General features: G+C 62.8%; 10 protein-coding genes. 6 read left to right on the top strand and 4 right to left on the bottom strand.

Going from position 1 to position 11,147, the window contains the following annotated elements:
• Positions 1 to 639 (top strand): NAD(P)/FAD-dependent oxidoreductase (locus ACR2J1_RS04600; RefSeq protein ID WP_434018165.1); only part of this gene is annotated, 639 nt, incomplete at its 5' end.
• Here the strand turns inward: ACR2J1_RS04600 and ACR2J1_RS04595 are convergent.
• From ACR2J1_RS04595 to purM, 3 genes are all read right to left on the bottom strand, one after another.
• Complete coding sequence (locus ACR2J1_RS04595) at positions 636 to 2,000, bottom strand: cytochrome P450 (RefSeq protein ID WP_434018164.1); 1,365 nt, start codon at positions 1,998 to 2,000, stop codon at positions 636 to 638. The genes ACR2J1_RS04600 and ACR2J1_RS04595 overlap by 4 nt on opposite strands.
• 263 nt (positions 2,001 to 2,263) lie before the next feature.
• A complete protein-coding gene (gene purN, locus ACR2J1_RS04590) occupies positions 2,264 to 2,917 on the bottom strand; it encodes a phosphoribosylglycinamide formyltransferase (RefSeq protein WP_434018163.1) in 654 nt (217 codons plus the stop codon).
• Positions 2,914 to 3,960 (bottom strand): phosphoribosylformylglycinamidine cyclo-ligase, encoded by a 1,047-nt coding sequence (gene purM, locus ACR2J1_RS04585; RefSeq protein WP_434018162.1) that lies wholly within the window; start codon positions 3,958 to 3,960, stop codon positions 2,914 to 2,916. The genes purN and purM overlap by 4 nt, the downstream gene beginning before the upstream one ends.
• A 173-nt stretch (positions 3,961 to 4,133) precedes the next feature.
• Here purM and ACR2J1_RS04580 point away from each other — a divergent pair, with 173 nt between their 5' ends.
• From ACR2J1_RS04580 to ppx, 5 genes are all read left to right on the top strand, one after another.
• A complete protein-coding gene (locus ACR2J1_RS04580) occupies positions 4,134 to 5,303 on the top strand; it encodes a DUF2066 domain-containing protein (protein ID WP_434018161.1) in 1,170 nt (389 codons plus the stop codon).
• 96 nt (positions 5,304 to 5,399) lie between these two features.
• Complete coding sequence (locus ACR2J1_RS04575; RefSeq protein ID WP_434018160.1) at positions 5,400 to 6,014, top strand: CDP-alcohol phosphatidyltransferase family protein; 615 nt, start codon at positions 5,400 to 5,402, stop codon at positions 6,012 to 6,014.
• Entirely contained in the window at positions 6,011 to 6,694 is a 684-nt protein-coding gene (locus tag ACR2J1_RS04570) for a hypothetical protein (protein WP_434018159.1), read from the top strand. The genes ACR2J1_RS04575 and ACR2J1_RS04570 overlap by 4 nt, the downstream gene beginning before the upstream one ends.
• Positions 6,695 to 6,808: 114 nt before the next feature.
• Entirely contained in the window at positions 6,809 to 8,986 is a 2,178-nt protein-coding gene (locus tag ACR2J1_RS04565) for an RNA degradosome polyphosphate kinase (protein WP_434018158.1), read from the top strand.
• 16 nt (positions 8,987 to 9,002) lie between these two features.
• A complete protein-coding gene (gene ppx / locus ACR2J1_RS04560; RefSeq protein ID WP_434018157.1) occupies positions 9,003 to 10,520 on the top strand; it encodes an exopolyphosphatase in 1,518 nt (505 codons plus the stop codon).
• A gap of 20 nt (positions 10,521 to 10,540) precedes the next feature.
• Here ppx and ACR2J1_RS04555 read toward each other — a convergent pair whose 3' ends face one another.
• Positions 10,541 to 10,912 (bottom strand): hypothetical protein, encoded by a 372-nt coding sequence (locus ACR2J1_RS04555; RefSeq protein WP_434018156.1) that lies wholly within the window; start codon positions 10,910 to 10,912, stop codon positions 10,541 to 10,543.
• Positions 10,913 to 11,147: the final 235 nt, after the last annotated feature.

Here is an 11,147-nt window from a genome sequence, read left to right as displayed (position 1 = left end):
CTTTTGGCTTTGGAGGGGGGCGGGGTTTCATATTGGGCCTCCCCGGTCGAAGCCAAGCTCTGCGAAGGCCAGGAGATCGCGCTCGTGGGCGGCGGCAACTCCGCAGGCCAGGCTGTCGTCTACCTTGCGCCCAAGGTGAAGCGTTTGCATCTCGTGGTGCGGGGGCCCGGCTTGGAAGCGTCGATGTCGAAATATCTCATCGACCGGATCGCGGCGTTTCCCAATGTCGAGATCCATACCGGCACTGAGATCGTTTCGCTCGCGGGCGACGAGGCCCGGGGGCTGACCTCGGCGACATTCCGCAATCGCGCAAGCGGCGAGACCTGCACGATGCCCTTGCGTCATCTGTTTTTATTTATCGGTGCCAACCCAAATGCGTCCTGGCTCGAACATTGCGTGGATGTGGATGCGAAGGGTTTCGTCGTCACGGGCGGAACGTGCGGCGCGACAAATGCCGAAGGGCGTCCCGCATTGCCGCTTGAAACGAGCCACCCCGGGGTTTTCGCCATTGGCGATGTGCGTGCGGGTTCGACAAAGCGCGTGGCGGCGGCGGTCGGCGAGGGCGCTGCCGTGGTCGCGCAGATCCATAGCGTGCTGGGCGCCGAACGCGTGGGCGTAAGGGTTGCGGCCGGGAGTTAGCTGAGCGCGCGGATGCGGAACGGCAGCCCGCCCTTGGGCGAGAGCGTGACGGTGGCGTGGATTTTCGCCGGCACCGGCCCGACATATTCCGGGGTGAAGCGGCGCAGCAATTGCACCAACGCCAACGTGTTCTCAATCTGCGACAGCGCGCCGCCGATGCAGGAGCGTTTGCCCGCGGCAAAGGGCAGATAGCTGTACTTAACGCGCTTCTTGGCGCGTTCCGGAGCGAAGCGCTCGGGATCGAACTTCTCCGGATCATCCCAATATTTGGGGCTGTGATGGGCGATGTAAGTGAGGATCACCACCTTGTCGCCGGCCTTGATCTTGCGGCCTTCGATCTCGTCGTCGTCAGCGGCGATGCGGATCAGCGCCCAAATCGGCGGGAACAGACGCATGGTCTCCTGAATCACCATGCGGGTGTAGGAGAGCTGCTGCACCTCCTGCCATTCGGGGTTGCGATCGCCGCAGACGCTACGCGCCTCTGCTCTGATGCGCTCCATCGCTTCAGGATGCTGCGACAAGAGATAGAGCGACCAGGCGAGCGTGAGCGCCGTGGTCTCGGTGCCCGCCCAGAGATATTGCTTCATCTCATCGATCACCTGCTGGCGATCGAATTCCGGGAAGTTCGGATCGGCCTCGGCATTCTCGAGCATCTTGAGCAAGGTACGCTCGCGATGGTCAATGACGTTGGCGCCAATGACCATATCGGGAATTGAGCCCCACACTTCCATCGCCTTGGAGGCGTCTTCGCCCGTCATCTCGATCAGCTCGCCGCGCACGTTCTTTAGGCGGATCGACTTGTGGTTCATGACGTTCGTGTAGGTCTTGACCTGCTTGAAGATGAAATGCGGGTTGAACGGCATTTCCCGATCGAACAGCGCCTTGCACACCATCTCGGCGGCGAGCGTCCAGGTCTCTTCGACCATCTCGATCGTCTCGCCGGTTGAAGCGAACTTGCCCCAGCGCGCCATCTTGGAATCGATGGCGGACATGAGATAGGGGAAGTACTCCTCGAACATGTTGGGATGAAAGGCAGCCTGCTGCGGCGAGCGAATCTTCTGCCACAGCGCGCCATCTATGGTGATCATGCTTCGGCCGAAGATCGGGCGGAGACCGTCGAAATATTTTGTGTAGTTGTCGGCGTTGTCCACCAGCACGCGCTGCGCATGGGCAGGCTCGCTCAACAGGACGATGCGCTGGTTCCTGAGATTGATGGGGATCACACCACCATACTTGTCGCTCAACGCCATGAGAACCTGCATGGGGTTCTCCTGGTTCAGGAGCGGCGTGAGCTTGAACCAAACGCTTTGTTCTTCGCCTAGTCCGTGTGATGGAGAATAGGCGACAGTCATGTCGGCCATCTACGCCTTCCCTCTGGGTCCCGGGTCTGTGGCAGCACCGTCGGGTGGTGACCCCGCGGCCGTCCGCCAAGCCGTGGGAGCGGATTCCGCGCTGGCAGGGTCCGATGCGCGGCACCCGGGCGGAAGATCGTTTCGAATTAAGCCAGTCTGTAGCACCTGGCCAGCTGCATTGTCCATATTCGGCACGCCTGTATCTTGTGGTGCGACATGCCGTCTCGTCCAGTGGCTGAGCTTGCGGGCGTTAACAGTTTTCAATCAAAGGGTCAGTCCAGCGGCGGCGAGAAAAGCGGGGGTTGGGCCTGGGGATGTGTCCTTCCAACCACAGATTCGCCCTGCACACGGAGGATTCCCCCGGCAACCAGCTTAAGGGCATGCGGGTAGAGATGATGTTCGGCCTGTAGCACGCGGGCGCTTAAGGATTCTTCCGAATCGCCTGGCTGAACGGCAACCGCCGCCTGGGCCACGATTGGGCCGGAATCCATTTCGCAACGAACGAAATGCACGGAGCAACCGGTGATCGTAACCCCGGCCTCCAAAACCCTTCTATGAGTGTCGAGGCCCTTAAAGGCGGGCAGCAGCGAGGGGTGAATGTTGAGATGGCGGTTGAGCCAGTTCGTGACAAAGCCCTCGGTGTGCAGCCGCAAGAACCCGGCATTGCAGAGGAGCTCGACCTCCTCGGAGTGCAAGGCTTGATCGAGCGCCGCAGCGAAGGCTTCACGCGAAGGATAATCCTTGTGATTGATGGCGGCCGTGGGGATACCGGCGAGTTCGGCGCGGACCAAACCTTGGGCCTCGGGCACATTGGACACGACGAGGACGATCTTCGCCGGGAAGTCGGGGGCGCCGCAGGCGTCGATCAATGCTTGAAGATTGGAGCCGCGGCCGGAAATGAGGACGCCGACCCGCTTCTTCGTCACGACGCGCTCCAAGCCAGCTCGCCTCTGTAGCGAATGGCGTCGCCTCTCCCGCGGGAGACCATCGCCCCGATGAGGAGCGCTTCCTCGCCGAGATGTTGCCGCACGCGCTTCGCGTCTCCGGACGTGACGACGACGATCATGCCGATGCCGCAGTTGAACGTTCGCAACATCTCTTTTGGATCGAGGTTTGCTTCCTCTTGCAGCCAGGCGAAGACCGGCGGCAGCGCGAACGCGCCAAGATCGATCTCTGCGGCAAGCTCGGCCGGGAGCACGCGCGGAATGTTATCGGTCAGACCGCCGCCGGTGATGTGGGCGAGCGCTTTGACGGCCCCAGTTACACGAATCGTTTCAAGGATCTGGCGGACATAGATGCGCGTCGGGGTGAGCAAAGCCTCGCCGAGGGGCTGGCCGGGCGCGAAGGGCGCGGGGTCGTCCCAGCGCAGGCCGGACTGCGTCACGACGCGGCGCACCAAGGAGAAACCGTTGGCGTGGACACCGGACGAGGGCAAAGCGAGGATCACGTCGCCTTCGGCGATGTCTTTTCGGGGCAGGAGTTGGGACCGCTCCGCACCGCCGACGGCAAAGCCTGCGAGATCATACTCGCCTTCGCCATAGAGGCCGGGCATCTCGGCGGTCTCGCCGCCAATCAGTGCGCAGCCCGCTTCTTTGCAGCCTTCGGCAATGCTGCCGATCACCGTCGCGGCGACGGTAATGTCGAGCTTGCCGCACGCAAAGTAGTCGAGGAAGAACAGCGGCTCTGCACCTTGCACCACGATATCGTTCACGTTCATGGCGACGAGGTCGATGCCGATGCCCCTGTGCTCGCCGGTCTCGATGGCGAGCTTAAGCTTGGTGCCGACGCCGTCGGTCGCAGCGACCAGGATGGGGTCGATAAAGCCGCAGGCCTTGAGGTCGAACAGGCCGCCAAAACCGCCTATGCCGCCCAGAACGCCGCTGCGCAGGGTCTTCTTGGAGAGCGGGCGGATCGCATCGACCAGGGCGCTGCCAGCATCGATATCGACGCCGGCGTCGCGATAGGTCACTGCGGCTTGTTCTTTGGATTTTGCGGGCAATGCTCGCCCTCAGGCTGGAAGTACAGGCGTTTTGGCATAACAATCGCCCCCGTCAAGGCTGAAGGCCGGTCGTGCAGGCGCCATATTCAGCCTGTTACGGTGATCTTCTTCAGACGAGAGGTATTTGATTTGGACGCGGAAGCATGAGGTTTGCTCGTATTGCGTCGTTGGCCGCGTCCCAGGCGCGGGAGTGGGGACGCGGTTTCACCCTCCTCGTATTTGCGGTCCTTGCCGTTCCGTCCCTCGCGGGGAGCGCGCACGCCGCGGAGAGCCTGTTCGACGTCGCAAAGGTCTCGATCGACACGACGGCCAAGGATGCGGTCGCCGCAAAAGAGAAGGGCATGGCCGAAGCGGAAGAGCGCGCGCTGCGCGTGGTGCTGAAGCGCCTCGTGCCATTGAGCGCCTACGCGCAGTTGCCTGTGCTCGCGAAGGATAACGTGTCGGCGCTGGTGACGGGCGTCTCCATTCGCAGCGAGCAATATTCCACCACGCGCTACATCGCCTCGCTCGATGTCAGCTTCAGCAGCCAGGGCGTGACGCAACTGTTGCAAAGCTATGGCGTCGGCTTCAGCGAGGCGCGGGCGCCCTCCATCAGCCTGCTGCCGATCGTCATCGGAAAGGACAGCGTTACGAGTAGCGGCGCGGAAGGCTGGCGCGAGGCCTGGGCGGATCTCGATCTGTCCCACAGCATGACGCCTGCGACCATCGTCAACCCGCGTCCGGATTTCACCGTGCAAAACGCGAACGCCGTCCTGGCCGGCGACAAGAGCGCTCTCGCTTCGCTGCAAAGCCAGTACGGGGATGGGCCGTTCGTGATCGCCGCGGGTCAGGTCGCCGACGGCAAGTTCGTGACGCGGCTGGTGGGCACCGACAGCGTCGGCGAACTCAATTTCAGCCGCGCGCAGACAATGCAAGGGCAGAGCCCCAAAGCCGTTGCGCGCGAGGCGGCGGAGATCGCCTTTGGCGTCCTTGAGAACCGATGGAAGGTGATGCAATCGGACGTGGCCGCACCGACGGAGGTCCGTCAGGAAGAGGGGCCCGCCCCGCAAGCAAGCCCTGCAGCGCCCGGAGAGGTGCCGCGCAACGTTGTGGCGCTGGTGGAATTTTCAGGGCTGAAGGATTGGCAAGACATCCGCGCGAGGCTCATGAATGTTCCGGGGCTCGAGGCATTGGAGGTCAATTCGCTCTCGGCGCGGACGGCCTCGATTACCTTCGACTACGCCGGCTCGCTTGGCCGCCTGCAAAGGGAGCTTGGCGGCAGCGGGTTTTTCATGGACGATCGCGACGGCACGTTCGTGTTGCGTTCGCGCTAAGGTCGAGACTTCACCCGTGACCCCTGGAATCTGCTATTTAAACAGACAAACCCAAGCTGGCGGTCCAACGCCGGGCGATCAGGCGGAGGAGCGCGCGTGAATGTCCCCAACAGCCTCACGCTCGGGCGCATCGTGCTCGTGCCGCTGTTGGTGTGGCTGATTATCAGCCACGAGATGCTGGCTGCTTTCCTAATCTTCCTGCTTGCTGGCGTCTCCGACGCGCTCGACGGGTTCCTCGCCAAGCGCTTCAACTGGCACACCGAGCTCGGCGCCTATCTCGATCCGATCGCGGACAAGGCGCTGCTGGTCAGCATCTATGTCACCTTGGGCTTCGCGGGACATTTGCCGCTGTGGCTCGTGATCGCGGTGGTCAGCCGCGACATCCTCATCGTCGGCGCCGTGTTGCTGTCTTGGATGATGTCGCGGCCGATCGCCATGCAGCCGCTCCTCATCAGCAAGGTCAACACCTTCTCGCAGATCATTCTCGCCGGCCTCGTGCTTGCGGAGCTTGGCCTCGGGCTCGGACTGGGGGAGATTGTGTGGCTCTTGGTCTGGGTGACGGGCACCCTGACCATTCTTTCCGCGGCGGCGTATTTCTGGGGTTGGCTGTGGCATATGGCCGGCGCCGAGGCCGTGCCATCCGCGTCGCAGCCGGCCGCGAAACCGGTCAAGCTCAGAGCATCGCAGCGCTCGCGGGTCAGGGCTTCGTGACACTTGAGCAGCTCACGCTGGATCTGCCGCATCGCGCCGCGCACGGCGCGGAAGACTTCCTTGTCAGCGATTGCAATCTCGCGGCCGTCCGGCTGATCGATTCCTGGCCGGACTGGAGCGATCCGGTGCAGCTGCTGATCGGACCTGCATCAAGCGGCAAGACGCATCTTGCCCGCGTCTGGCAGGCCCTGTCGGGCGCGCGTTCGGTCGAGAGCGAAAGCCTCGACATCGGCGCGATCGACGCCTTAGCCGAGGGCAGCGCGCTGGTGGTCGAGGATGCCGACCGTGCCGCCTATGACGAGAAGGCGCTGTTCCATCTCATCAACCTGGCGCGCGAGAAGCGGCTGTTCGTGCTCATCACCGCGCGCGCGGCGTCGAGCCGCTGGGGCTGCGCGCTCCCAGATCTCTTGTCCCGCTTGAATGCGCTGCCCGCGGTCGACATCGGGGTTGCCGATGACGCGCTGCTGAAGACGGTGATGCTAAAGCATTTCTCCGATCGTCAGCTTCCGATCGATCCGAAGGTGCTCGATTTTCTCGCGCTGCACATCGAACGCTCGCTCGAGGCTGCATCCGTCGCGGTCGATGCCGTGGACCGCCACGCGCTCGCTACTGGGCGCAAGATCACCCGGCAGGTGGTCGCCGAGGCGCTTGGAGCTGTCGGGGTCCCGGGGCGGGATTAAATCGGCTGGCCCATTGGCGCGAAGCGTAACGGTAGTGATACAGTTTGCAGGGTAGATTTGCAGGTCGCGAGCGGCTCCGACGCATGCTCATATTCCAGAGTCCCGAGGTTTTCATTGAGCTTACAAGAAAAGATTGAGAGCTCAGGTCCGAGCCCGGAGGTCGCCGCCTTCGGAGCAAGCCGGTTTTTCAACCGCGAGCTGTCCTGGCTTCAGTTTAACCGCCGGGTCCTGGAAGAGGCCGAGAACGAGCGCCATCCGCTCCTGGAGCGGCTGCGTTTCCTCTCTATCTCGGCCTCGAACCTCGATGAATTCTACATGGTGCGCGTGGCGGGTCTGCGCGGCCAGGTGGTCGCCGGCATCGAGACCCCGAGCCAGGACGGACTGACACCCACCGAGCAGCTCGACCGCATTAACCGCTCGGTGGCGGAACTCACGGCCGAGCAGCAGGAATGCTGGGTGACGCTGAAGAATTTGCTGGGTGAGGCCGGCATCCATCTGCTCGATGCCGATGCGCTGACCGACAGAGAGCGCACATGGCTCGAGGAGTATTTTCTCGGCCACATCTTCCCGGTGCTGACGCCGATCGCGGTCGATCCCGCGCATCCTTTCCCGTTCATCCCCAATTTCGGCTTCACCCTTGGGCTTGAACTCGTGCGCGAGGGCTCATTGCGCACGATGCACGCTCTGATGCCGATCCCGCCGCAGCTTACGCGCTTCATCCGTCTGCCGCATGACGGCGACGATCGAAGCGATATTCGTTTCATCAGACTGGAAACGGTGGTCGGCATTTTCGTGTCGCGGCTCTTTCCCGGTTACCGGGTCAGGAGCCAGGGCGCCTTCCGCGTGCTGCGCGACAGCGACCTCGAAGTTCAGGAAGAGGCCGAAGATCTCGTGCGCCTGTTCGAATCGGCCCTCAAGCGCAGGCGCCGCGGCTCGGTCATCCGGCTCGAGATCGAATCGAGCATGCCGCCGCGGCTCCAGCGCTTCGTGATGCAGGAGCTGAAGGTCACTGACCGCGAGAGCTTCGTGCAAAAAGGCCTGATCGGACTGCCCGACGTCAGTCAGCTGATCGTGTCGGACCGGGCGGACCTGAAGTTCCAGCCTTATGTCAGCCGCTTCCCCGAACGCATCCGTGAGCATCAGGGCGATTGCTTCGCCGCGATCCGCGCCAAGGACATCCTCGTTCACCACCCCTACGAATCCTTCGACGTCGTGCTGCAATTCCTGAAGCAGGCGACGGCCGATCCCGATGTCGTGGCGATCAAGTGGACGCTCTACCGCACGAGCAAGACCTCGCCGATCATCGAGGCGCTGAAAGAGGCCGTCGAGGCGGGCAAGTCCGTGACCGCCGTGGTGGAGCTCAAGGCGCGCTTCGACGAGGAGGCGAACATCAAATGGGCGCGCGATCTGGAAAGTGCTGGCGTGCAGGTCGTGTACGGATTCCTCGAGCTCAAGACCCATGCGAAACTGAGCCTGATCGTGCGCCGCGAGCGGGGTGACCTCGTCACCTATTGTCACGTAGGGACCGGCAACTATCATCCGGTCACCGCCAAGATCTATACCGATCTGTCCTATTTCACCGCCGACCGCACCATCGGCCACGATGTCTCGCGCGTTTTCAACTTCGTCACCGGTTACGCCGAGCCGGCGGAGCTGGAAGTGATGGCGGTGTCGCCGCACGGGATCAGGGCGCGCATTCTCGATCACATCCGTGAGGAAATGTATCACGCCAAGGCGGGGCGCTCGGCCGCGATCTGGATGAAGATGAACGCGCTGGTCGACATGGAAATCATCGACGCGCTCTACGAGGCAAGTCAGGCGGGCGTCGAGATCGACCTCGTCGTGCGCGGTATCTGCTGCCTGCGCCCGGGCGTGCCGCATCTCTCCGAGAACATCCATGTGAAGAGCATTGTCGGCCGCTTCCTGGAACATTCGCGCATCTATTGCTTTGGCGCGGGGCACGGCCTGCCGCATCGCAAGGGGGTTGTCTATATCAGCTCGGCCGATATGATGCCGCGCAATCTGGATCGCCGCGTCGAGGCGATGGCGCCGATCACGAATGCGACGGTGCATGAGCAGATTCTCGATCAGATCATGGTTGCGAATTTAAAGGATAATCTGCAGAGCTGGCGCGTGCGGCCGGATGGAAGCTCGGAACGGCTGCGCCCGGGCGACAAAGAAGCGTTCAGTGCCCAGGATTATTTTATGACTAATCCGAGCCTGTCTGGACGCGGCACGTCGCTCACCGAGAACATGCCGCCGAGCTTCACGCGTATCGTCGAGTCGAACTAAGCAACGACGCGGGACCATGACGCGTAGAACCGACCTCAAGCCGGTCGCTGTCATCGACATCGGATCGAACTCGGTTCGGCTCGTGGTCTATGAGGGCGCGACCCGTGCCCCGACGCCGCTCTTCAACGAGAAGGTGCTGTGCGGGCTCGGCCGTACGATCGCTACGACGGGCAGGCTTTCCGCGGACGGCATGCGCCGTGCGCTGCGGGAGCTGCGTCGCTTTCGCGCGCTGGCCGAGCAGATGGAAGTCCTGCGCATCGAGGTGATCGCGACGGCAGCCGCGCGCGAGGCCGAGAACGGCGCGGAGTTCATCGAGCAGGCCGAGCGCGTTTTGCAGCAGCCCATCAGGGTGCTCACCGGTACCGAGGAAGCCGAGCTCGCCGCTCTTGGCGTTGTCTCCGGCATCTACCGCGCCGATGGACTGGGGGGCGATCTTGGCGGCGGCAGCCTGGAGCTGATCGACGTGCGCGACGGTGCGATCGCGCAAGCGGCAACGCTGCCCCTGGGCGGTTTGCGGCTGATGGATGCGTCCGGCGGTAATCTGAAGAAGGCGCGCGAGATCGTCGAGGCGGAGCTCGCTAAGATAGATTGGCTCTCCAAAGGCGAGGGCCGCGACTTCTATACGATCGGCGGGACCTGGCGCGCGCTTGCGCGCCTGCACATGACCCAGACCAACTATCCCTTGAGCGTCATGCACAATTATCGCATCGAAGCCGCCGAAGCGCTCAAATTCGCGGCATTGCTCGATCAGCAATCGCAAAGCTCGCTCGCCGGCATCCGCGACATTTCCAGCGCGCGCCGCGAGACCGTTCCTTACGGCGCCCTCGTGCTCGAACGTCTGCTGCGGCTGGTGAAGCCGCGGGCGGTGGTCGTCTCGGTGCTCGGAATTCGCGAAGGCCTGCTTTACAGCATGCTGGGCGAGGAGGAGCGCAGCAAGGATCCGCTGATCGCGGCGTGCTCGGACCTCGCGCGCCGGCGCTCCCGCTCTCTCGACAATGCCTTCGAACTTTGTTTCTGGACCGATGCGCTGTTCCGCGGCTCAGGACCTAAGGAGACGCCGGAGCAGAAGCGGCTGCGGCATGCCGCCTGTCTCGTGTCGGATATCAGCTGGGCCGCGCATCCCGACTATCGCGGCGCGCAGAGCCTCAATCTCGTCGCCCACGGCAACTTTGTCGGTGTCGATCACCCGGGCCGGGCGTTTCTCGCGCTCACCGTCTATTATCGCAACGCGGGCGTCATCAAGGACGAGTTCAGCCAAAAGCTGATGGAGCTTGTCGACAAGGAGACGGTGAAACGCGCCCGCATCGTCGGCGCAGCGCTCAGGGCCGCTTACATGGTCTCAGGCGCGCTGCCCGGTGTTCTCCCCAACACGCCGGTGACGCATGAGGGCAACCGCCTGATCTGGACGCTGCCTGAACCCTACGCGAAGCTCGAGGGCGAGCGTGTGGAGCGTCGCTTCAAGGAACTAGCTGGACTGCTCGACCGCGAGGGCGTGGTTCAAGTTGGCTCGGCCTATCAGTTGGCCGCCGGCTGAGTCCGCCGTCGAGACGCCGCTTATGAGTCGGGATGCTCTTTTTTCATTTTCTCCAGGGCCTCGCCTGCGCGGCGGCTATAAGTCTTGGGCCAATCCTGGAAATAGTTAAGCGACGTGCCGCTGGCGAAACAATAGATCTTACCGTTGTCCGGATCGACCCAGTTGATCGAGCAATCGGCGTGGATGAGGGCGCCGGCGATGAGCCCGATCGGATCGTAATTGTTCAACTCGCCCTTCAAGCCGTGAGCCGCGTAAGATTTCCAGATGCCGACATCGTTTGCATTGGGCCGGTCGCGCATATGCGGCTCAAGCGCGAGGAGCGGAGAGGCGGCGAGCAGCATGGTGGCAGCAAGCGCGAATGGTCCTGTCGCGATGCGGGTCAGATATTTCATCGTTTTGTTTCGTTCCCTGGCGAAATTTGCTTTGGATCTGAATATGGTCAGTGACGCGGCTCGCGTAAAGGATTGGCGAGGCCATTTCCTTCAGGATCACAGCACGTTGATCAGCCGCGGGATGCCTTCTTGGATACGACCCCGCGTGTTGCTAATCATTGTGCCCGGCCGGGAACGCCGCTAGCGTCCCCCCGCACCGCAACCCAACTGCAAGGCTTTTCAGCGCAAGAATAGG

It is taken from the genome of Methyloceanibacter sp. (assembly GCF_050999895.1).
Taxonomy (GTDB): Bacteria; Pseudomonadota; Alphaproteobacteria; order Rhizobiales; family Methyloligellaceae; genus Methyloceanibacter.
Note: the sequence above shows the minus strand (reverse complement) of the source record. Positions and strands in the feature narration are given on the sequence as shown.

Bases quoted from the DNA above. Each gene is read 5' to 3' on its own strand.
- ACR2J1_RS04555 (WP_434018156.1), bottom strand. From the start codon at position 10,912: ATGAAATATCTGACCCGCATCGCGACAGGACCATTCGCGCTTGCTGCC.
- ppx (WP_434018157.1), top strand. From the start codon at position 9,003: ATGACGCGTAGAACCGACCTCAAGCCGGTCGCTGTCATCGACATCGGA.
- ACR2J1_RS04595 (WP_434018164.1), bottom strand. From the start codon at position 2,000: ATGGCCGACATGACTGTCGCCTATTCTCCATCACACGGACTAGGCGAA.
- ACR2J1_RS04580 (WP_434018161.1), top strand. From the start codon at position 4,134: ATGAGGTTTGCTCGTATTGCGTCGTTGGCCGCGTCCCAGGCGCGGGAG.